Here is a 19,677-nt window from a genome sequence, read left to right on the forward strand (position 1 = left end):
AAGGCAGTCAGTGGCAATCTACAAGGAAAAGAGCTTCGCCGAACGCAGGCAGTCTGCGGAAGAAGCGAGGAAAGCGCTTCTCGAGCGCGCAAAGAGCAGACTTCCCTCAGCCGATGACCCGGCTGTGCAGGCGCGCATGGCCGAGCGCAAGGCGATCGCCGAAGCGCGTGCGCAGCGCGAAGCCGAGAAGAAGCGCCTGAAGCAGGAAAAGGCCGAACGCGAGGAGCGCGAGCGCGCCGAGCGCGAGGCAGCGGCCGAGATCGCCGCCAAGGCGGAAGCCGAGGCCAAGGAATTGGCCGAACGCGATATGGTCTCGAGGCTTCTCGCCGACGAGGCAGAACGCAAGGCCAAGCGCGATGCGCGCTACGCGGCTCGCAAGGCGCGGCAGCGGTAGGACGTAGACTCATTTACGCGTAACCAGATGCGGATTGCGACGAGGGTGCCTCTTTGCCGTCACGCCCTGCTGATGGACGCGAACAATAGAGGTGTCGATCATCTGCACCTTGCCGTCGTGGGCTTCGTAATGGAGTCCATGAGGCGGTTTCACACGCCTACTTTCCGCCATCGGACAAAGCCGTTGTAGCAAGTGGTGCGTTGGTCCGTATCGCTTCGGTAGATCGCGCCATGGCGCACCGGATCGCAGCGCCCAGAAGATGCCGTTGAGAATCCGCCGGTCATCGACGCGGAGCACGCCTCTCGGCCTGTTGGACAATAGCGGCTCGATCACGCGCCATTCAAAGGCGGTCAGGTGATGTCGGCTCATACGGAGCCTGAATCAGATTCCGCCGTAACATGAAGCTTTAGTCTGAGAACGATCTGTTGCAGGCTTCCAGCATCGCTGCAATGATAGACAAATGGTAATAGCGATGCCCAATCCGGGCCGTGTATATCTGCTCACCGATGTAAAGCAGAAGAAACGCGTCAGGGAAATCCTGACAGAGCGTGGCTTGGCTTCATACATGAACGACACGAAGTGGCGGGAACTATGTCAGGGTATGAATAAGCTACCTTTTCGGCCCGCATACCAAGTCAAATACGTTCATACTGAGGCACCTGAGCCCCTGGAACTTCAATACGCGCCGACATACTTCGGCGACTGGGCAAGCAGCCCCGAAGCGAGCCTTGGCTTGCACATCGAGTGGATTAGGATTGCACCCCGTTACAGTCGGCATAAGGGCCGGTTGGTGAGCCCAGTGATACAGGATTGCTCAAGCGAACTGATTGCGCTGCTCACACGGCTCCACCTTCCATTTATCGAACAGGGGGGCTTCGTCGTGCTGTATGCACATGGCCCGGCGTTGACCTCGATTTGATCTCGACCATCTCGCATCAATGAGTTCACGGCCTAGAATTCACGGATCATCGATCAGATGACACCGGCCCCAACCTGATTTCGGTTGCGGCCGGTTTTTTCGTCGAGCTATTCCGCAGCGTCCGCCATCTGCAGCGAGCGATGCGCCTCGGCCAGGATTTCGTACGAGCGCAGCCGCGCTGCGTGATCATGGACCTGCGCCGTCACCATCAGCTCGTCCGCGCCCGTGCGTTTGATGAACGCGTCGAGGCCGGCGCGCACGGTCTCCGGCGAGCCGACAATCGCGCAGGACAGCGCGTGGTCGAGCATCGTCTTTGCGGAGAGGTCGATCGCTTCGGCAAAGCCGCGCTCGGGCGCCGGCAGCTTGCCCGGCCGACCCGTTCGCAGATTGACGAATGCCTGCTGGAGCGACGTGAACAGGAACCGCGCTTCCTCGTCGGTTTCCGCGGCGACGACGTTCAGGCCGAGCATGACATGGGGCTTGTCGAGCTGTTCGGACGGCTCGAAGCGCTCGCGATAGATCGCGATGGCGTTCTCCATCTCGGCCGGCGCGAAATGCGAGGCGAAGGCATAGGGCAGGCCGAGCATCGCCGCGAGCTGCGCGCCGTAGAGGCTCGAACCGAGGATCCAGAGCGGTACGTCCAGCCCCATGCCCGGCACGGCGCGCACGCGCTGGCCCGGCTGCTCCGGCTTGAAATAGTTCATCAGCTCGACGACGTCGTTGGGGAACGAATCGACCGCGCCGCCCATGTTGCGGCGAAGCGCGTGCGCAGTCACCTGATCGGTGCCGGGTGCGCGGCCGAGCCCGAGATCGATGCGCCCGGGATGAAGTGCCGCAAGCGTGCCGAAGGCTTCCGCGACCATCAAGGGGGCGTGGTTGGGCAGCATGATACCGCCGGCACCGACGCGGATCGTCGATGTTCCGGCGGCCACATGGCCGATCACCACCGCCGTCGCGGCACTGGCGATGCCGGGCATGTTGTGGTGCTCGGCGAGCCAGTAGCGCTTGTAGCCGAGGCGTTCGGCATGGCGCGCGAGGTCGAGCGTGTTGGCGAGGGACTGCGAAACGTCGCTGCCTTCGGGGACGGGCGAGAGGTCGAGTATGGAGAGCGGTGTCATCGCTCCGATATAGGATGCCACCCGCCTCTCACCAAGGGTTTAAGATACTTCGAAATGAGCGCACTCGTCTTGTATCGAGCAACACCCCCTCCACCACGCTTCGCGTGGTCCCCCTCCCCCGCAAGCAGGGGAGGATCCAGCGTAGCGGCCGATCTCGAGGTGGGTCCTCCTCCGTTTACGGGGAAGGTGGCGCGAAGCGCCGGAGGGGGTATTTTACGAAAGCCTGAAACGATCTAGGCGTCTGCCGGGACGGGCTGCGTCTCCGTTTCTCGCGAAGTCGCCTTGCGGACCTCGGGAGCGACCTTCGTGCCGAACAATTCGATCGCCTTCATCAGCTTGGAATGGTCCATCACGCCGATCGCCATCTGGATGACGAACCGGTCGAAGCCGAAGATCTCGTAATTGGCGAGGATCTTGTCGGTGACCTCCGCCGGGCTGCCGGCGAAGTTCGCGCCAAGCTTGCCGGCGGACGCCTCGAACTGCGCCTTGGACGACGGCCCCCAGCCGCGCTCGCGACCGATGCGGTTCATGACGTCGGAGTGCGGCGGATAGGCCGTGTCGATCGCCTCCTGGCTCGTCTCGGCGACGAAGCCGTGGACGTTGATCGACGTCTTGAGTGCTGCGGGATCGCGGCCGAACTTCACGGCCGCCTCGCGGTAAAGCTTGAACAGCGGCGCAAAGCGGTGCGGCTCGCCGCCGATGATGGCGAGCGCCAGCGGCAGTCCGAGCATGGCCGCGCGCGCCACGGATTGCGGTGTGCCGCCGACCGCGATCCACAGCGGCAGCTTGTCCTGGAACGGCCGGGGATAGACGCCCCGCGCATCGACCTTCGGCGTGTGCTTGCCGCCGGGCCACGAGAAGAACTCGCCCTCGTTGAGCGCGATCAGCATTTCGAGCTTTTCGGCGAACAGCGTGTCGTAGTCGGACAATTCGTAGCCGAAGAGCGGGAAGGATTCGACGAACGAGCCGCGCCCGGCCATGATCTCGGCGCGTCCCTGGCTCAGATTGTCGAGCGTGGCGAATTGCTGGAAGACCCGGATCGGATCGTCGGACGACAAGACGGATACCGCGCTGGAGAGGCGGATGTTCTTGGTGCGCAACGCTGCGGCCGCCAACGCCACCGCCGGCGCCGACGCGGCGTAATCCGGGCGGTGATGCTCGCCGAGGCCGAAGAAGTCGAGGCCGAGCTGGTCAGCGAGCTCGATCTCCTCGACGAGGTTCCTGAGGCGTTCGGCGGGACCGACACTGTGGCCGGTTACCGGGTCGGTGCCGACGTCGGCGAATGTGTAGAGACCGAGTTCCATGACGATGATCCTGTTGCGTTGCCGCGAAAGTAGGCATCGCGGGCAGGACGCGCCAGTCTCCGGGGGGTGAACAGGGTGTTCTGTGGGTCTAAGTCGTTTCCAGTTTTCGCGGGAACACCCCCTCCGGCCCTTCGAGCGTCCTGCGGACCCCGCCGTAAACGGAGGAGGATCAAGGTCGAGACTGGCCGCAACGCTTGATCCTCCCCTGCGAAGCGGGGGAGGGGGACCACAAAGTGGTGGAGGGGGTGTTCAAAGCGACCCCACCTCATTCGGAACCGCTCTACGGGGTGCGTGACCGTGAAAGCGCCATCTCGACGCCGCGCAGCTCGGCGAGCCCCTTCAGGCGGCCGATCGCGGGGTAGCCTGGTTGAGCGCCGCGCTTCAGATCGTCGAGGATGTCCTGTCCGTGATCCGGGCGCATCGGGATTTCGGCATCGGCCCGCCCCTCAGCGCGTCGCCGCGCCTCTTCGCGCAGCAGTGCGGCGATGACCGCAACCATGTCGGTGCCGCCCCCCAGATGCTCCGCCTCGTGGAATGTGCAGGGCGTGCCGGGCGTCTCGCGCGTCACGTTGCGCAGATGCACGAAATGGATGCGCGGCCCGAGTCGCTCGACCATGCCGGGCAAATCGTTGCCGGGGTGTGCGCCAAGCGAGCCGGTGCAGAGCGTCGCGCCGCTGGCCGGGCTGTCGACCGCATCGAGGACGGCGCGATAGTCGGCCTCGCTCGACATGATGCGCGGCAGGCCGAGAAGCGGGAAGGGCGGGTCGTCGGGATGGCAGCAAAGCCGCATGCCGAGCCTCTCAGCAGTCGGAACCACCTCCGACAGGAAGTCGATGAGGTTGTTGCGCAGCCGGTCCGCATCGATCCCGTCATAGGTGGCGATCTGGGCGCGCAGATCGTCGAGCGAATAGCTCTCGGCGGCTCCGGGCAGGCCGGCATTGATCGAGCGGGACAGCATGGTGCGCGCCGCATCGTCCATGGCGGCGAAGCGACGGCCGGCCTCCTCGGCCACCGCGGGCTCGAAACTCTCGGCGGCGCCGGGGCGCTTGAAGATATGGATGTCGAAGGCGGCGAAGTCGTTCAGCTCGAAGCGCATCGTCGTCCCGCCATTGGGAAGACGCCACGCGAGCGCGGTGCGGGTCCAGTCGAGCACCGGCATGAAATTGTAGCAGACCGTGAAAATGCCGGCTGCTGCGAGATTTTCGAGCGAGGTGCGGTAGGCGTCGATATGCGCGCGCCACGCGCCTGTTTGGGTCTTGATCGCCTCAGAGATCGGCAGACTTTCGACCACCTCCCATTCAAGCGTGGAGGGCGAGCCGTCGGGCATGCGGCGAACCTCGTCCTGCCGCCTGGCGATCTCGTCGGGCGTCCAGACCGCGCCGTAGGGAATGTGATGCAGCGCGGTGACGATGCCTTGCGCGCCGGCCTGGCGCGCATCGGCGATCGTGACCTTGTCGACTGGGCCGAACCAGCGCCAGGTGTGTTTCATCGCGCGGGCCGGCGGAGGATTGCCGCCACTTCCGAAGCCAACATCATGACATTATCCCTCAATTTGCGGGGAATGGTTCCCGGTATGCGGCAGACGCTAGAATGGTAGTATACCAGTGTCAACGCGACATGATGCGGTGAGACGCGTCTGCTTGTCTTTTGCCCTATTTTCCCAGCACCAGCGCCCAGTACCGTCGGCCGTCCTCGGTTGCCGCATAGGCAAGGCCGTACCGGTTGAAGCGCGGTTCGAGCATGTTGCGGCGGTGGCCGGACGAATTCGTCCACATCTCGAAGACCCGTGAGAGCTCCATGTGTCCATGCGCGAGATTCTCGGCGGCCGGCGCGGCCACACCATCCGTCTTCATGCGCGAGGCGAAGTCGCGGCCCCAGCCGGTGTTGTGGTCCATCTTGCCGGCGCTCGCCATGTACCCCGCCTGCCGGAGCGCTGCCTTTTCGAGCTTTGCGTCAGGAGCCATGACCGGCAGCTCGGCGGACGAGCGAATCTGGGTGAGGTAGGCGTAGCCTGAGCCCGACGCACCGCCGCTCTTGCCCATGCCGCCGGTCTGGCAGCCCGTGAGCGCAAGTGCGGCCACCAGGGCGGCCGGCGCCAATCCTGCGAAAGCGATCGTTCGAAACGTTGCCATGAAATCCCCGAATGCGAATCGAAGCGGCCTCAATCGCCGACGATCATGGCGGCATGCGGGCGATTCGGAACAGCGGTGATCTATTCCCCGTCGTCCACGACGTGGAGGCGAAGCTGCCCCGTTCGCGACGCGGCCACGCGCGGGGCAGGCTCGTCCTTCGCGGTCTCGGCGTCGTCGCTGCCCGGTGCGCCGAACTCGAGGGCCTCGATCTTGGCGCTGCGCTTCGTGACCTTGTCGGCCGAGGTGAGGATGAGGTCGATGTCCTTGTTGGCCTGCATGAAATGTGTCTGGAGCTTGCGCACGCGGTCGTCCAGCCGGTTGACGTCCTCCATCAGGCGGATCACCTCGCCCTGAATGAGATGCGCCTGCTCGCGCATCCGGGCATCCTTGAGCACGGCCTGGATGACCTGGATCGACAGCATCAGAAGCGAAGGCGAGACGATGACGATCCGCGCGCGATGCGCCTTGTGGACCAGCGCCTCGAAATTCTCGTGGATCTCGGCGAAGATCGATTCCGATGGCACGAACATGAAGGCGGTGTCCTGGGTCTCGCCCTGGATCAGGTACTTTTCCGAAATCGCCTTGAGATGCACCTCGACGTCGCGCCGGAATGTCTGTGACGCGTAACGCTGCGTGTCGGGGTTCTCGCTCTCGGCCGCGGTGCGGATCGCGTTCCAGGCTTCCAGCGGAAACTTCGCGTCGATAACGAGATCGGGCGCGCCGTTCGGCATGCGCACGATGCAGTCCGGGCGGTTGCCGTTCGACAGCGTCGCCTGGAATTCGTACGCGCCATGCGGAAGCCCGTCGGCGATGATCGCTTCCATCCGGCTCTGCCCGAACGCGCCACGCGTCTGCTTGTTGGAAAGGATGTGCTGGAGCTGCACCACCTGTCCGGCAAGGGACTGGATGTTCGACTGCGCGGTGTCGATCACCGCCAGTCGCTCCTGAAGCTTGGCAAGATTTTCATGCGTCGACTTGGTCTGCTCGGTGATCGACGTGCCGAGCCGCGAGGTCATGCCGTCGAGGCGCTCGCCGATCGCCTTGGTGAGCTCGGCCTGGCGGCTGCCGAAGACCTCGGCGATCGTGCCCATCCGGCCCTGCATCTCGGATTGCGCCTTCATGATCTCCGCCATGCGCGCATCGGCCTCGCGCGCCCGCTCGGATGCCTCGAGCGCAGCCTGGGCGCGGGCCTGTGCCGCGCGCCGGAGGGCGATGCCGAAGACGACGATCAGCGCGAGGACAAGCAAGGCGATGCCGGCGAGTGCATGGCCGAGCGTGATCGTGGTCGCGCCCCACTGTGCGACGAGCTGGGAGAGAAGCGGCTGGAGATCGTTCATCGCGGGACGATAGATGATTCGCCCACACGGCATAAGACCAAAAGGTGAACGCTGCCGCCAGACCCGTTGACGCGTTTGGGCTTAGCGATTACCTGACGGGCATGATACGCCCTCTCGTCATTCTTCCCGATCCCGTCCTGCGCCAGCTCTCCAAACCCGTCGAGCGCGTCGATGACGATCTGCGCCGCTTTGCCGACGACATGCTGGAGACGATGTACGATGCGCCCGGCATCGGCCTCGCCGCCATTCAGGTGGGCACGCCCCTGCGCATGGTGGTGATCGACCTGTCCAAGGAAGATGAGCCGAAGGCGCCCCAGATCTTCATCAACCCGCAGATCGTGGCACAAGGCGACGCGCCTTCGGTCTACGAGGAGGGGTGCCTGTCGATCCCGGATTACTATGCCGAGGTCGAGCGCCCTGACACGGTGACGGTGAAATATCTCGACCGCGACGGCAAGGAGCGCGTGCTCGACGCCGATGGGTTGATGGCGACCTGCCTGCAACACGAGATCGACCATCTGAACGGGGTGCTGTTCATCGATCACATCTCCAAGCTGAAACGCGACATGGTCGTGCGCAAGTTCAAGAAACTCGCCAAGGACAAGCAGCCGAGCGGTTTGGTGGTCTGAGGCGTTTCGTTGCCGGGTTCTGCTTGGTGTGATATCATTGATATCAATCAATGGAGACGCGCATGGGTGATATGCTGATCAGGAATATTCCGGATGCGTTGAAGGATGAGATCGCACAGGCGGCTGCGAAGGGCGGTGCAAGCCTTTCCTCCGAGGCGATAGGCATTCTGCGTGATGGACTCCAAGCGCGACAAAAGTCGGCAGTGCGCAAGGGTAAGTCAGCCTGGGATGTCCTCCGTCCGCTATTCTACGACGAAAACGATCCTGAAGCGGGCGAGGAATTTGCGAAGATCATGGACGAGGTCGAGGCGGAGCGGAAGCGTGACTTCGGCCGACCTGTACCCGATTTCGAATGATCGTTCTGGATACCAACGTAATTTCGGAGCTTCAGAAGGCGGCTCCGGATGGGGCCGTCGCGAGTTGGTTCGCGAGCGTCGGCATTGAAAATGTGTTCCTGTGTGTGCCCGTCCTGATGGAGCAGTCATTCGGCGCCGAACGGTTCTTCCTGAGAACCAAATCTTCGCGGTATCTTGATATTCTGGAGGGCGCAACGAGGGAGTTTGCCGATAGAATGCTGGTGCTCGACGGGGGGTCGTCCCGACTGGCAGGCACGATTCGCGCTCGCCTGGAGCGGGCAGGACGGCAAATGAGCATCGGCGACGCCATGATCGCCGCGATCTGCATCGCTCACGGCGCGACGCTTGCCACCCGAAACGTTCGGGACTTCGATGGGCTTGACCTGAAGCTCGTAAACCCGTTTGAACCGATGATCTGAGTTCCTCGGGCTGGCCGGATCGGCGCTCGGGAGGACGAGTTCCGAAAAATCAGGGAAACAATGCCGCTTCGCATCATCTTCATGGGAACGCCGGACTTCTCCGCTTCGACGCTGCATGCGCTGGCGGATGCGGGCCATGAGATCGTTGCCGTCTACAGCCAGCCGCCGCGGCCGGCGGGACGGCGCGGGCTGGAGTTGACGAAATCGGCGGTGCATCGGCTGGGCGAGGAGCTCGGGCTGGAGGTGCGGACGCCGCTGTCGCTCAAGGGCGAGACCGAGCAGGATGCGTTTCGCGCGCTCGGGGCCGATGTGGCGGTCGTTGTCGCCTACGGGCTGCTGCTTCCGAAGGCGGTCCTCGACGGCACGCGGCTCGGCGCTTTCAACGGCCATGCCTCGCTGCTTCCGCGCTGGCGCGGCGCCGCACCCATCCAGCGCGCGATCATGGCCGGCGATACTGAGACGGGCATGATGATCATGAAGATGGACGAAGGGCTGGACACCGGCCCGGTCGCGCTGACGAGGCGTGTCGCGATCGAGCCCGACATAACGGCCGGCGAACTGCACGACGCGCTGATGGCCGCCGGCGCGGACCTGATGGTGCAGGCGATGCGCGCGCTGGAGGCAGGCACGCTGGACCTTGTGGCGCAGGCGTCCGAGGGCGCGACCTACGCGCGCAAGATCGCCAAGGAGGAAACCCGCATCGACTGGTCGCGCCCGGCCGGCCGGGTTCACAATCACATTCGCGGCCTGTCGCCCTTTCCCGGCGCGTGGTGCGAGATGGCCGCCGACGGCAAGGCCGAGCGACTCAAGGTTCTGCGCTCGACACTGGGCAGCGGGTCGGGAGTAGCGGGGGCGATCCTCGACGAGAATCTGACGGTCGGCTGCGGCGAAGGATCCGTGCGCCTCGTCGAGGTCCAGCGTTCGGGGGGCAAGCCGATGCAGGCCGATGCATTCATACGTGGCACGAAACTAGCCGTTGGAGATAGGCTGTCATGATCAGGAATCTTGTCATTCGTCCCGCTGAGGAGGCCGACCGCGCGGCGATCCATGCACTTGTCGATGCGGCGTTCGAAGGTCCGAGCGAGGCAAAGCTGGTCGATCGGCTGGTTGCGGACAACGATGTCGTGCTCGAACTCGTGGCACTGCACGAAGGCACGCTTGTCGGACACGTGCTGTTTTCGCGCCTGCTGGTCAAGACGGGCAACCGGCTCGTTCCGGCCGTCGCGCTCGCGCCGCTGGCGGTCGATCCCGGCAGCCAGCGTACCGGCGTCGGCACAGCGCTCGTTGAAAACGCGCACCATATGGTGCAGGAGGCCGGCGAGACGCTGTCGGTGGTGCTTGGCGATCCCGCCTATTACGGGCGCTTCGGATATGTCCATGATCGCGCCGCGAAATTCGAGAGCGCGTATCAATGCGCGGCGTTGCAGGCTCTGTCGTGGGGCGATGCGCCAATGGCCGGCAAGCTCATCTATGCGCCTGCGTTTTCGGACCTCTGACAGTGCCGCGCTACCGTCTCGACATCGAATATGACGGGCGCGCCTATGCCGGCTGGCAGCGGCAGGCGGATTTAACGACGGTCCAGCACGCAATCGAGGTCGCGATCATGTCGGCAACGGGCGAGCGCGTCACGATACGGGCGGCGGGCAGGACCGATGCGGGCGTGCATGCGACCGGGCAGGTTGCGCATGCCGATCTGACACGCGACTGGGACGCGTTCAAGCTTCAGGGCGCTCTCAACGCGCATCTGAAGCTCGCATCGGAGGCTGTTGCCATCCTCGCGGTCGAGCAGGTGTCGGACGATTTCGATGCGCGCTTTTCAGCCAGCGCGCGGCACTATCTCTACGTGATCCTCAACCGGCGCGCGCAGCCGGCCCTGATGCGCGGCAATGTCTGGCATGTACCCAAGGTGCTCGACGCCGATGCGATGCACCAAGCGGCGCAAAGGCTGCTCGGAAAACACGACTTCACCACCTTCCGCTCCGTCCAGTGCCAGTCGGCAAGCCCGGTCAAGACGCTGGACAGGCTCGATGTCTCCCGCGACGGCGAGCTGATCGAGGTGCGCGCGTCGGCGCGGTCGTTCCTGCACAACCAGGTGCGCTCCATGGTGGGATCGCTGAAGAAGGTGGGCGAGGGCGGCTGGGACGCCGACGATCTGGAAGCCGCGCTGAAGGCAGCCGATCGCGCGCGCTGCGGACAGGTGTCGCCGCCCGACGGGCTTTATCTCGTCAAGGTCGATTATTGAAGGCGGCCACTCCTGCCTCAGCATTCTTCACCAGTGCCGGCCATTCCTTCGTGATTTCGGGCTGTATGGGCCGCTCGAGATAGGTCGACAGCACGACATAGCTGCGCGTCGCCTTGACGCCCGGCGTATCGTAGAGACGCGCGAGCAGCCCTTCCAGCGCATGCGTGCTCTCCGTCCGCACCTTGAGCAACATGCAGGTGTCGCCGGCCACGGAATGGATTTCCTCGACTTCAGGATGTTCCTCGATTGCGAGCAGCACCGGCGTCTTGCCCCAGCCAGTGGTATCGACATGGATGAAGGCGAGCAGCGGCTTGCCGGATGCTTCAGGCTCAATGAGCGCCGCCACCTTGCGGATCGCGCCGGAGCGCCGTAGCCGCTTCACCCGTTCATGGGCAGCCGGCGGCGAAAGCCCGACCCGGTCGCCAAGTTCGGCGTAGCTCACGGTCGCGTCTTCCACGAGAATGCTTAACAGCTTTCTGTCCGTCGCATCGATCTCGCGGTCCGCCGCGCGCTTCCGCCGAATGCCATCTGTATTTTGTACCATTCCGCAAATGCCTCTTGATGATGAATGACATTCGACCATTCTGTATCAATGTCGAATATCGATCAACACAGTCAGGCCGTGATCCGGGAGCGCGCGGGCATCCCGCGCTTCGCCTATCTCCTTACCGCCTGCATCGGCGTCATCGGCTCCAACTCGCTTGCGTTCGGCCCCATCGCGCCGGAAGTAGCGCGCTCTCTCGGCGTCGGCGTCCCCTCGGTCATGACCGCGTCGGCCGTCTTCGGTCTCGGCACGGCGGGCAGTGCGATGCTTCTCGGCCGGCTCATCGACCGCCACGGTGCTGCCCGTATGCTCAGGATAGCGTTGCTGCTGCTGGCGCTCGGTCTCGCAGCAAGCGGGCTCGCCCCAGTCCTTGTCCTGCTTGTCGCCGCCCAGTTCGTGGTCGGCGTCGCCGCCGGCATCGCTCTGCCCACGATCTATACGCTGGCGGCCGCCGTGGCGCCGCCTGGGCGCGAAAGCCAGACAATCGGCGTGGTCCTGACCGGATGGACGCTCAGCATGGTGGCGGGTGTTTCGCTTTCGGCGGTCATCGCTGATCTTGTCGGATGGCGGTTCGTCTTCGCGGTCATGGCGGCAGGAGCGTTTGCCGTTTCGGGCGTGGTATGGCGCACTGCGCCACACAGCGAGGGCGCAGCCGAAACGATATCGCAATCTCCCGTGGCGGCGCTGCGCGTTCCCGGCGTCGTTCCGCTGCTTGGCGCGTGCGCCGTCTTCATGGCATCGTTCTACGGCGTCTACGCCTATATTGGCGATCATGTTCACGCCACGCTCGGCCTGACCGTCAGCGCGAATAGCCTCATAGCCGTTGCCTACGGGCTCGGCTTCGGCGGCGCGGTGTTCTTCGATCCGCTCATAGATCGGTTCGGGGCCGCGCGCCTTCTCGCGCCGATCTTCCTGTGCGTAGGCGCAATCTTCGTCGCCATGGCGGCCCTCAGCGATTCATATGCCGGCATGCTTCTGGCCGTCTTTGCCTGGGGACTTGCCAATCATTTCGGGCTCAACGTCCTGATCATGCGGTTGACGGCGCTCGCGCCTGCGCGCCGCGGCGCGATCATGGGCCTCAACAGCGCCGTCACATATGTCGCGCTCTTCGTGGGCACGACGGGGTTCGGTGCGTTCTATGGTGTTGGGGGATTCGCCGCGCTGCCATGCGCAGCGGCGGCCCTGATGCTTGGCGCGGCGGCGCTGGCCGTACTGGCGCATCGTCCGTTTCGTCCATGCGCTATTCCGGATTGAGGCGCAGAATGTCCTGGAGTGCGAAGAGGGTCAGGATCGATGCGAAGAGGATGCCGAAGAACACGGCCGTGGTGGTCGCGGCTCCCTTGCCGAGCGCTGCGTCGGTCAGCCGCCAGGACAGCACGAGCGAGGCGAGGAAGATGCCGAGCGCAAACGCGGTGGCGGCATCCGCGGCCTCGGGCACGAACAGCCGCACCAGCGACGTCGGCAGCATGAACCACGCAAACAGCGCCGAGGCCCAGTTGCTCGCCACGATGTAGTGCACGAAGCGGTCGCGCAGCCCGACATAGTCGACTACCGCCGCGAGCGCGACGAGGGGCAATATCCATGCACCGATATCGACCAGCGCCAGCCGGATGACGATGCCGAGGCGCACGGCGAAGCTTGCTCCCGGCCCGGCCAGATCGCCCGCTACCGGCACCCACGCCATCAGCATGACCGGGAGGGCGACGACGATGGCGAAGAACGAGTTCCAGAATCCGTCGACGGATATGTCGAGCAGCCGGATGCCGTCGCGGCGTCCCGTCATCATCCGCCATGCGCCGTGCATCTGTCGCTGGATGTCTTCGACCGGTGGCATTCTACTTGAACCAGTCCTCGAGGAATTTCCGGTAGATCTGCGTCAGCGTCTCGAGGTCGGCGAGCGCGACGCGCTCATCGACCATGTGCATGGTCTGGCCGACGAGCCCGAACTCGACCACCGGGCAGTAATCCTTGATGTAGCGTGCATCCGACGTGCCGCCCGACGTGGACAAAGCGGGCCGCCTGCCGGTAACGGCCTCGACGGAGCCGGTGAGCCCCTCGATGAGCTTGTCGTCGCGGGTCAGGAACACATGGCTGGGGCGGTCGCGCCAGATGAGGTCGAAAGCGATCTTCTCCGAACGGCCGGGGCGCAGCTTCTTGCGGGTCGCTGCCCGGTCGAGGCGGTTGTGGATTTCAGCCTGAAGCGTTTCCGCTGTCCATGTGTCGTTGAAGCGGATGTTGAACGACGCGGTCGCCTTGGCCGGGATCACGTTGGTCGCGCGATTGCCGACATCCATCGTGGTCACTTCGAGGTTGGTGGCCTGGAAGTCCGTCGTGCCTTCGTCGAAGGCGGGAGCCAGAAGCGCATCGACGAGCGTGACGAGGCCGCGCACCGGATTGTCGGCGAGGTGGGGGTAGGCCGCGTGGCCCTGCTTGCCCTGGACGATGATGTCGCCCGAAATCGAGCCACGCCGGCCGATCTTGATCATGTCGCCGAGCGCGTTCGGATTGGTGGGTTCGCCGACGATGGCGGCGTCCCAGGTCTCGCCGCGCGCCGTGGCCCATTCGAGCAGCTTCGACGTCCCGTTGATCGACGGGCCTTCCTCGTCGCCCGTAATGAGCAGCGAGACCGATCCCTTAAGCGCGCCGTGGGCCTCCACATGCCGGGCGACGGCGGCGACGAAGCAAGCGATGCCGCCCTTCATGTCGACCGCGCCGCGCCCGAACATCTCGCCATTGGCGATCGCGGCGGAAAAGGGCGGGTGCGTCCATGCCTGCTCGTCGCCGACCGGAACGACGTCGGTGTGGCCGGCGAACATCAGATGCGGGCCGTTGCCCGAAAGCCGGGCATAGAGATTTTCGATGTCGGGCGTGCCGTCCTCAGTGAAGACCGGACGGTCGATGGAAAAACCCATCGGCCTGAGCATCGCGTCGAGCGCGGTCAACGCGCCGCCCTCCGCCGGGGTGACCGACGGACAGCGAATGAGCGTGGCGAGGTTCGCGGCGGGGTCTGTTGGAAATCTTGAAGTCATGGAGGGATGGATAGTCGATCCGCCCTCCGCTGTCACCGTGCAGGAGCGCGCGTCCATCGTGCCAGCCCCGGCCGGATGAGGCCCGGCTCAGGCCGGTGCGTTCGTGACCTGTCCGTACTGATTCGGACCGGGTTCGCCCGGCATGAGGCAGAGCGCGACGAAGGCGATGAAGTTGAGCGCCGGTATGAAAAGCAGAGCGGCAAAAACGCCCGACTTGCCCAGATCGTGGATGCGCTTGGCCCCCAGCGCCGCCTGCGCCCAGAGCGAGGCAATCAGCACGGCGCTGAGCGCGACCTCCCACGCCGCGCCGCTGGTGCCCGCCTCTTCGGCAAGCATCAGGCGGTAGGTGATGAAGACGACGACGATCATCATCAGCAGCCCGGCCAGGAAATAGGCCGCGCGGCTGATACGGCCGGAAAAGCCGAAGAAGAGCCATCTCATCTGGTTGGCAGGCACGATATCACTCCGGACGACGAAACGGGTTGGTTGTATTCACTGCCCCGTAATCAATCACGAAGCAACTCGTTGATCGAGGTCTTGGAGCGGGTCTTCTCGTCCACCTTCTTGACGATGACGGCGCAGTAGAGGCTCGGGCCCCAGTTCTCGCCGGGCACGTTCTTGCCGGGCATCGTGCCGGCGACGACCACGGAGTAGGGCGGCACCTCGCCCATGTGGATCTCGCCGGTCGCGCGATCGACGATCTTGGTGGACTTGCCGATGAAGACGCCCATGCCCAGCACCGCGCCCTCGCGGACGATGCACCCTTCCACGACTTCCGAGCGCGCGCCGATGAAGCAATTGTCCTCGATGATGGTCGGCCCGGCCTGCAAGGGCTCGAGCACGCCGCCGATGCCGACGCCGCCGGAGAGATGCACGTTCTTGCCGATCTGCGCGCAGGAGCCCACGGTCGCCCAGGTGTCGACCATCGTGCCCTCGCCGACATAGGCGCCGAGATTGACGAAGGACGGCATCAGGACCGCGCCGGGCGCGATGAAGGCCGAATGGCGCACGATGCAGTTGGGGACGGCGCGGAACCCGCCCCTTTCGAACTCGTTGGCGGACCAGCCCTCGAACTTCGACGGGACCTTGTCCCACCAGACCGATTCGCCCGGGCCGCCCTTGATGATCTCCATCGGATTGAGGCGGAAGGACAGAAGCACCGCCTTCTTGAGCCACTGGTTGACCGTCCAGTTTCCATCGGCCTGCCGCTCGGCGACGCGGACCTGACCCTTGTCCAGAAGCTCGAGCGCCGTCTGGACGGCATCACGGATTTCGCCGCGCGTGGCGGTGTTGACCGCGTCGCGCTCGTCGAAGGCCGTCTCGATCGTCTTCTCGAGGGTTGCCAGGTCCGGCTGGGTCATCCAAATGCTCCGTTACACGCGCTGTTAATGGGTGGTCCATAGGGTGACAGGTGAGAAACGGTCCCCGACCGGCGCGGAAACTAAGCGAAGCGCGTATGGGGGTCAATGACAGGACCTGGCCACCTGCGCCATGGATTTTACGGATAGGACGACAATGAAACCGGAGGAAAATTCCGGCTGGACGCCGCTGCCGCATTCGGATGAGGATCTGGAACGCGCGAAGTCCGTACCCGACACCCCGCAGACCCGCGCGCCGGCCTACCGGCTGGCCTGGGACGACGAGGAGTTCATGACGCGGCGCGAGCTGCGCGCCGTGCGCCTGCAGCTCGAATTGCTCAAGCCCGAGATGATGCTGGCCGAGCGCGGTATCCGCTCGACGGTGATCCTGTTCGGCGGCGCACGCATCCCGGAGCCCGGCGGCGATGCCTGGGCGGCGAAGAACGAAATCCAGAAGAAGAACCTCGAAGCCAACAGCAAATATTACGAGGAGGCGCGGAAGTTCGCGCGGCTCTGCTCCGAGCATTCCGCCAAGACCTATTATCGCGAATTCGTCGTCGTCACCGGCGGCGGTCCGGGCGTCATGGAAGCCGGCAATCGCGGAGCGGCCGATTGCGGCGCGCCGTCGATCGGTTTGAACATCGTGCTGCCGCACGAGCAGGCGCCGAACCTCTACGTCACACCGGAGCTGTGCTTCAACTTCCACTATTTCGCGATCCGCAAGATGCATTTCATCATGCGGGCCAAGGCGGTTGCGGTGTTCCCCGGCGGTTTCGGTACGATGGACGAGTTCTTCGAGACGCTGACGCTGATCCAGACCGGCCGCATGGAGCGCGTGCCGATCATTCTCTTCGGCAAGGAGTTCTGGTCGAGGGCCGTCGATCTCGACTACCTCGCCGAACAGGGGACCATCTCGCCTGGCGATCAGAACATCATCGACTTCGTCGATACCGCCGAAGAAGCCTGGCAGATCATCAGGACGTTTTACGAAATCGCCTGAAGCGCACACGGAACGGTGCGGGCGAGCGGCGCGTTTCTTCAAAAAGGAGACTTTGCATGGTCGAACGCACCAACCCCTATAACGACGTCATTCGCAGGCAGCAGGAAAAGGATATCGGCCACCCGCTTGACCACGCCAAAAGCAAGCGTGGCGCACCGCCCGCCGAACTGCTGAACCGGGTCGCGCCTGTCAATCCGAACCGCCGCCCGATCGACCGGGAAACCGGCAAGGCCAATATCGGAAAGGACGCGTTCCGGCAGCAGGAAGAATAGGCTCCGGTCAGCGCCGGGATAGCGACTCGGCGTCTTCGAGGGATCGCGGCCGGTGCACGATCGTCACCAGCACGAATGAAATGATCATCAGCAGATACCACGCGCCGAGTTTCTGGCTGGACACCGGTGTCCAGCCGTCTTCCTGTCCGGGATAAAGCCAGGCGCGGCTCCACGTTCCGATGTTCTCCGCAAACCAGATGAACAGCGCTACCAGCAGGAAACCCACCAGCAGCGGCATGCGGAGCCGGAAGCGGAACACACGGTAGTGGACCTGCGTGCGCAGGAACATAAGCGCGGTCAGCGCGAACAGAGCGTAGCGAAAATCCAGCACGAAATGATGTGCGAAGAAGTTGACGTAGATGGCAGCGGCCAGCGCCACCGTCGTCCAGAACGGCGGATAGCGCGTGTAGCGCATGTCGAAAATCCGCGAGATGCGGGCGAGATACGAGCCGACCGCCGCATACATGAAGCCGGAAAACAGCGGCACCGCATCGATGCGGAACAGGCTGTCTTCTGGATAAATCCACGATCCGGCATGCGTCTTGAAAATCTCCATCGCCGTGCCAACGATATGGAAGAGCAGGATGACCTTGGCTTCCGACCACGTCTCGAGCTTGAAAGCGAGCATGGCGAGCTGGATGCCCAGCGCGGCCAGGAACAGGAAATCGTAGCGCCCGAGGATCGCGTCGTCGGGCCAGAAGAGCCGCGTGCCGATGATGAGCGCCAGCATGGCGCCGCCGAACAGGCAGGCCCAGGCCTGCTTCAGCCCGAAAACGAGAAACTCGACCAGCGCGCCCGAGATGCCCGACGCCGGCAGGCGGTCGAGGACGCCGTGCGCGGCCGCATCGATCCGCGCTTCGAGCGACGTGAATCGCTTCAAGCGGCCAGCGCTTTCAGGATGGACGAGAGGAATGCGGAGAGATCGTCGGTGACGTAATCGACGTCGTCCTCATTGTTCGCGTCGCGCTCCCAGATTTCCGAGAACGTCGGCTCGAAATTGTTCGGCACGATCAGCACCGTCGTCATCCCGAGCGCCTTCGGCACGGCCAGATTTCGGGCCAGATCTTCGAACATCGCCGCATTCTTGGCATCCACATGGTGCAGGCCGACGAACTTGTCGTAGGTCTCGCGGGCCGGCTTCGGGTTGAGGCCGGCGGCCACGATGTCGAAGATATCGTCGAAATGGTCGAGGATGCCGAGTTGCCGCGCGGTGCGCTCGGCATGGCCGCGATCGCCATTGGTGAAGATGAACTTGCGGCCGGGAAGCGCCTTGATCGCCTCGCCGAGCGCCGGATTCGGATCGACCCAGGAATAGTCGATGTCGTGGACCTTGTTGAGAAAGTCATCGGAATCGATGCCGTGGCGCGCCATCAGGCCGTTCAGCGTGGTGCCGTATTCGCGGTAGAGCTCCTTCTGGAGCTTGCGCGCCTCGTCCCTGGGAAGTTGCAGCAGCTCCGAAACATAGGCCGTCATCTTCACGTCGATCTGCGAGAACAGGTTCGAATGATGCGGATAGAGCGTGTTGTCGAGGTCGAAAACCCAGTCGGTAACGTGGGCGAAGCGGGCCGGATCGGGAGTGTTTGTCATGGTTCTGCCTAGACGATTTCCGTGGCCGAATGAAGCTGGGTATTACGGAAACCTCTGGTGGTGGCTTAAACGACTCCTCTTGCCTTGTGTCGCGCGGTGGCGTTAACCCGCAGGCGATTGCGGGGACATGATGGAACTCTGGATACCGATCACGATTGCCGCCGCCTTCCTGCAGAATTTGCGGTCGGCGGCGCAAAAGCATTTGAAGGCCGTCATGGGCACGACCGGGGCGACCTTCGTGCGCTTCGGGTTCGGTCTGCCTTTCGCGCTGCTCTACGTCGCTGTGCTTCGCGTCGTGGGCGGCGATGCGATCCCCGACCCCAACGCGCGTTTCGCGTTCTGGGTGGTCGTCGGCGCGTTCGGCCAGATTGGCGCGACTTTCCTGCTTATCCATCTCTTCTCGCACCGCAATTTCGCGGTCGGCACCGCCTATTCGCGGACCGAGCCGGCGCAGGCGGCTCTGTTCGGGCTGATCTTCTTTGGCGAACGCGTGACGGCTGGAACGCTGGCCGCGATCGCGATCAGCGTGTTCGGGGTGATGCTGATCTCGGTCGCCCACATGCAGATGACATGGCGCAACCTCGTCGCGTCGATCTTCGCGCGCAACGCGCTGATCGGCCTGGCGTCGGGAACGCTGTTCGGGATTTCGGCGGTGGCCTACCGCGCGGCCTCGCTGTCGCTGGGCGGTCCTAATTTCGTCATGCAGGCGGCGGTCACGCTCGGCTGGACCATCACGCTGCAGACCGCGATCATGGGAGGCTGGATGGTCTGGAAGGACCGTGCCGAAATCGGCCGCATCGCCCGGGCGTGGAAGGTTTCGCTGTTCACCGGCTTCGTCGGGGCCACCGCATCCTTCGGCTGGTTCATGGCGATGACGCTTCAGCAGGCCGCAGTGGTCAAGGCGCTGGCGCAGGTCGAGATGCTGTTCACCTTCGCGGCGGCGGTGTTCTTCTTCAAGGAGAAGATCAATCGCATCGAGACCGCCGGGTGCGTGCTGATCGTCGCGGGTATTCTGGTGCTCGTTCTGGTGGGCTGAT

Annotated in this window: 23 protein-coding genes and 1 pseudogene; 11 read left to right on the forward strand and 13 right to left on the reverse strand. The window is 64.1% G+C overall.

Annotated features, from left to right (window positions below; translation table 11 throughout):
* The first annotated feature begins 10 nt into the window (after window positions 1–10).
* A complete protein-coding gene (locus tag AAFN55_RS03225) occupies window positions 11–394 on the forward strand; it encodes a DUF6481 family protein (protein WP_347797439.1) in 384 nt (127 codons plus the stop codon).
* Between the two features lie 48 nt (window positions 395–442).
* On the opposite strand, the pseudogene AAFN55_RS03230 reads toward AAFN55_RS03225, so the two are convergent.
* From AAFN55_RS03230 to AAFN55_RS03255, 6 genes and pseudogenes are all read right to left on the reverse strand, one after another.
* Window positions 443–763 (reverse strand): annotated as a pseudogene (locus AAFN55_RS03230) (transposase); the annotation flags it as partial.
* Between the two features lie 657 nt (window positions 764–1,420).
* A complete protein-coding gene (locus AAFN55_RS03235) occupies window positions 1,421–2,431 on the reverse strand; it encodes an LLM class flavin-dependent oxidoreductase (protein ID WP_347800169.1) in 1,011 nt (336 codons plus the stop codon).
* Window positions 2,432–2,664: 233 nt separating this feature from the next.
* Entirely contained in the window at window positions 2,665–3,735 is a 1,071-nt protein-coding gene (locus AAFN55_RS03240; protein WP_347797440.1) for an Atu2307/SP_0267 family LLM class monooxygenase, read from the reverse strand.
* Between the two features lie 280 nt (window positions 3,736–4,015).
* Window positions 4,016–5,224, reverse strand: a complete 1,209-nt coding sequence (gene uxuA / locus AAFN55_RS03245; RefSeq protein ID WP_347797441.1) for a mannonate dehydratase — start codon at window positions 5,222–5,224, stop codon at window positions 4,016–4,018.
* Between the two features lie 163 nt (window positions 5,225–5,387).
* A complete protein-coding gene (locus tag AAFN55_RS03250) occupies window positions 5,388–5,867 on the reverse strand; it encodes a CAP domain-containing protein (protein ID WP_347797442.1) in 480 nt (159 codons plus the stop codon).
* Between the two features lie 80 nt (window positions 5,868–5,947).
* Window positions 5,948–7,204: a DNA recombination protein RmuC gene (locus AAFN55_RS03255; protein ID WP_347797443.1), complete on the reverse strand. Its 1,257-nt coding sequence runs from the start codon at window positions 7,202–7,204 to the stop codon at window positions 5,948–5,950.
* 101 nt (window positions 7,205–7,305) lie between these two features.
* On the opposite strand from AAFN55_RS03255, the gene def reads away from it, so the two are divergent.
* The 6 genes from def (at window position 7,306) to truA (ending at window position 10,850) form a co-directional block, all read left to right on the forward strand.
* Entirely contained in the window at window positions 7,306–7,833 is a 528-nt protein-coding gene (gene def, locus AAFN55_RS03260; RefSeq protein ID WP_347797444.1) for a peptide deformylase, read from the forward strand.
* A 62-nt stretch (window positions 7,834–7,895) separates the two neighbouring features.
* Window positions 7,896–8,189 carry a plasmid stabilization protein gene (locus AAFN55_RS03265; protein WP_347797445.1) on the forward strand — a complete coding sequence of 98 codons (294 nt, stop codon included), beginning with the start codon at window positions 7,896–7,898 and terminating at the stop codon, window positions 8,187–8,189.
* On the forward strand, window positions 8,186–8,608 hold the full coding sequence (locus tag AAFN55_RS03270) for a type II toxin-antitoxin system VapC family toxin (protein WP_347797446.1): 423 nt from the start codon (window positions 8,186–8,188) through the stop codon (window positions 8,606–8,608). Before AAFN55_RS03265 ends, AAFN55_RS03270 begins: the two co-directional genes overlap by 4 nt.
* A 60-nt stretch (window positions 8,609–8,668) precedes the next feature.
* Window positions 8,669–9,604, forward strand: a complete 936-nt coding sequence (fmt, locus tag AAFN55_RS03275) for a methionyl-tRNA formyltransferase (RefSeq protein ID WP_347797447.1) — start codon at window positions 8,669–8,671, stop codon at window positions 9,602–9,604.
* Entirely contained in the window at window positions 9,601–10,104 is a 504-nt protein-coding gene (locus AAFN55_RS03280; protein WP_347797448.1) for an N-acetyltransferase, read from the forward strand. Before fmt ends, AAFN55_RS03280 begins: the two co-directional genes overlap by 4 nt.
* A 2-nt stretch (window positions 10,105–10,106) precedes the next feature.
* The gene (gene truA, locus AAFN55_RS03285; protein ID WP_347797449.1) at window positions 10,107–10,850 is read left to right on the forward strand and encodes a tRNA pseudouridine(38-40) synthase TruA; all 744 of its coding nucleotides are present in this window, start codon (window positions 10,107–10,109) and stop codon (window positions 10,848–10,850) included.
* Here the strand turns inward: truA and AAFN55_RS03290 are convergent.
* Entirely contained in the window at window positions 10,834–11,394 is a 561-nt protein-coding gene (locus AAFN55_RS03290) for an Lrp/AsnC family transcriptional regulator (RefSeq protein WP_347797450.1), read from the reverse strand. The two genes, truA and AAFN55_RS03290, sit on opposite strands and share 17 nt — an antisense overlap.
* 48 nt (window positions 11,395–11,442) lie before the next feature.
* Here AAFN55_RS03290 and AAFN55_RS03295 point away from each other — a divergent pair, with 48 nt between their 5' ends.
* Window positions 11,443–12,648, forward strand: coding sequence for an MFS transporter (locus AAFN55_RS03295; protein ID WP_347797451.1), 1,206 nt, complete (start codon window positions 11,443–11,445; stop codon window positions 12,646–12,648).
* Here the strand turns inward: AAFN55_RS03295 and AAFN55_RS03300 are convergent.
* From AAFN55_RS03300 to dapD, 4 genes are all read right to left on the reverse strand, one after another.
* Entirely contained in the window at window positions 12,635–13,228 is a 594-nt protein-coding gene (locus tag AAFN55_RS03300; RefSeq protein WP_347797452.1) for a transporter, read from the reverse strand. The genes AAFN55_RS03295 and AAFN55_RS03300 overlap by 14 nt on opposite strands.
* A gap of 1 nt (window position 13,229) precedes the next feature.
* Window positions 13,230–14,423, reverse strand: a complete 1,194-nt coding sequence (gene dapE / locus AAFN55_RS03305) for a succinyl-diaminopimelate desuccinylase (protein WP_347797453.1) — start codon at window positions 14,421–14,423, stop codon at window positions 13,230–13,232.
* Window positions 14,424–14,510: 87 nt separating this feature from the next.
* Window positions 14,511–14,879 carry a DUF805 domain-containing protein gene (locus AAFN55_RS03310; RefSeq protein ID WP_347797454.1) on the reverse strand — a complete coding sequence of 123 codons (369 nt, stop codon included), beginning with the start codon at window positions 14,877–14,879 and terminating at the stop codon, window positions 14,511–14,513.
* 50 nt (window positions 14,880–14,929) lie between these two features.
* Complete coding sequence (gene dapD, locus AAFN55_RS03315) at window positions 14,930–15,784, reverse strand: 2,3,4,5-tetrahydropyridine-2,6-dicarboxylate N-succinyltransferase (RefSeq protein ID WP_347797455.1); 855 nt, start codon at window positions 15,782–15,784, stop codon at window positions 14,930–14,932.
* A gap of 154 nt (window positions 15,785–15,938) precedes the next feature.
* On the opposite strand from dapD, the gene AAFN55_RS03320 reads away from it, so the two are divergent.
* Together AAFN55_RS03320 and AAFN55_RS03325 are read left to right on the forward strand one after the other, a co-directional pair.
* Window positions 15,939–16,781: an LOG family protein gene (locus tag AAFN55_RS03320; RefSeq protein WP_347797456.1), complete on the forward strand. Its 843-nt coding sequence runs from the start codon at window positions 15,939–15,941 to the stop codon at window positions 16,779–16,781.
* 56 nt (window positions 16,782–16,837) lie between these two features.
* On the forward strand, window positions 16,838–17,053 hold the full coding sequence (locus AAFN55_RS03325) for a hypothetical protein (RefSeq protein WP_347797457.1): 216 nt from the start codon (window positions 16,838–16,840) through the stop codon (window positions 17,051–17,053).
* 7 nt (window positions 17,054–17,060) lie between these two features.
* On the opposite strand, the gene AAFN55_RS03330 is transcribed toward AAFN55_RS03325, so the two are convergent.
* Both AAFN55_RS03330 and AAFN55_RS03335 read right to left on the reverse strand, forming a co-directional pair.
* Entirely contained in the window at window positions 17,061–17,933 is an 873-nt protein-coding gene (locus AAFN55_RS03330) for a DUF817 domain-containing protein (RefSeq protein WP_347797458.1), read from the reverse strand.
* Complete coding sequence (locus tag AAFN55_RS03335; protein ID WP_347797459.1) at window positions 17,930–18,640, reverse strand: pyrimidine 5'-nucleotidase; 711 nt, start codon at window positions 18,638–18,640, stop codon at window positions 17,930–17,932. Before AAFN55_RS03335 ends, AAFN55_RS03330 begins: the two co-directional genes overlap by 4 nt.
* Window positions 18,641–18,770: 130 nt before the next feature.
* Here AAFN55_RS03335 and AAFN55_RS03340 point away from each other — a divergent pair, with 130 nt between their 5' ends.
* Window positions 18,771–19,676 (forward strand): DMT family transporter, encoded by a 906-nt coding sequence (locus tag AAFN55_RS03340; protein WP_347800170.1) that lies wholly within the window; start codon window positions 18,771–18,773, stop codon window positions 19,674–19,676.
* Window position 19,677 lies beyond the last annotated feature (1 nt).

This window comes from Mesorhizobium sp. CAU 1732 (genome assembly GCF_039888675.1).
In the GTDB taxonomy this organism is placed as follows: domain Bacteria; phylum Pseudomonadota; class Alphaproteobacteria; order Rhizobiales; family Rhizobiaceae; genus Aerobium.

What these genes read in the sequence shown, in the direction of transcription:
- AAFN55_RS03235 (WP_347800169.1), bottom strand. Translation starts at nt 2,431, where the DNA reads ATGACACCGCTCTCCATACTCGACCTCTCGCCCGTCCCCGAAGGCAGC.
- AAFN55_RS03240 (WP_347797440.1), bottom strand. Translation starts at nt 3,735, where the DNA reads ATGGAACTCGGTCTCTACACATTCGCCGACGTCGGCACCGACCCGGTA.
- uxuA (WP_347797441.1), bottom strand. Translation starts at nt 5,224, where the DNA reads ATGAAACACACCTGGCGCTGGTTCGGCCCAGTCGACAAGGTCACGATC.
- AAFN55_RS03250 (WP_347797442.1), bottom strand. Translation starts at nt 5,867, where the DNA reads ATGGCAACGTTTCGAACGATCGCTTTCGCAGGATTGGCGCCGGCCGCC.
- AAFN55_RS03255 (WP_347797443.1), bottom strand. Translation starts at nt 7,204, where the DNA reads ATGAACGATCTCCAGCCGCTTCTCTCCCAGCTCGTCGCACAGTGGGGC.
- def (WP_347797444.1), top strand. Translation starts at nt 7,306, where the DNA reads ATGATACGCCCTCTCGTCATTCTTCCCGATCCCGTCCTGCGCCAGCTC.
- AAFN55_RS03265 (WP_347797445.1), top strand. Translation starts at nt 7,896, where the DNA reads ATGGGTGATATGCTGATCAGGAATATTCCGGATGCGTTGAAGGATGAG.
- AAFN55_RS03270 (WP_347797446.1), top strand. Translation starts at nt 8,186, where the DNA reads ATGATCGTTCTGGATACCAACGTAATTTCGGAGCTTCAGAAGGCGGCT.
- fmt (WP_347797447.1), top strand. Translation starts at nt 8,669, where the DNA reads ATGCCGCTTCGCATCATCTTCATGGGAACGCCGGACTTCTCCGCTTCG.
- AAFN55_RS03280 (WP_347797448.1), top strand. Translation starts at nt 9,601, where the DNA reads ATGATCAGGAATCTTGTCATTCGTCCCGCTGAGGAGGCCGACCGCGCG.
- AAFN55_RS03290 (WP_347797450.1), bottom strand. Translation starts at nt 11,394, where the DNA reads ATGGTACAAAATACAGATGGCATTCGGCGGAAGCGCGCGGCGGACCGC.
- AAFN55_RS03295 (WP_347797451.1), top strand. Translation starts at nt 11,443, where the DNA reads ATGTCGAATATCGATCAACACAGTCAGGCCGTGATCCGGGAGCGCGCG.
- AAFN55_RS03300 (WP_347797452.1), bottom strand. Translation starts at nt 13,228, where the DNA reads ATGCCACCGGTCGAAGACATCCAGCGACAGATGCACGGCGCATGGCGG.
- dapE (WP_347797453.1), bottom strand. Translation starts at nt 14,423, where the DNA reads ATGACTTCAAGATTTCCAACAGACCCCGCCGCGAACCTCGCCACGCTC.
- dapD (WP_347797455.1), bottom strand. Translation starts at nt 15,784, where the DNA reads ATGACCCAGCCGGACCTGGCAACCCTCGAGAAGACGATCGAGACGGCC.
- AAFN55_RS03320 (WP_347797456.1), top strand. Translation starts at nt 15,939, where the DNA reads ATGAAACCGGAGGAAAATTCCGGCTGGACGCCGCTGCCGCATTCGGAT.
- AAFN55_RS03325 (WP_347797457.1), top strand. Translation starts at nt 16,838, where the DNA reads ATGGTCGAACGCACCAACCCCTATAACGACGTCATTCGCAGGCAGCAG.
- AAFN55_RS03335 (WP_347797459.1), bottom strand. Translation starts at nt 18,640, where the DNA reads ATGACAAACACTCCCGATCCGGCCCGCTTCGCCCACGTTACCGACTGG.
- AAFN55_RS03340 (WP_347800170.1), top strand. Translation starts at nt 18,771, where the DNA reads ATGGAACTCTGGATACCGATCACGATTGCCGCCGCCTTCCTGCAGAAT.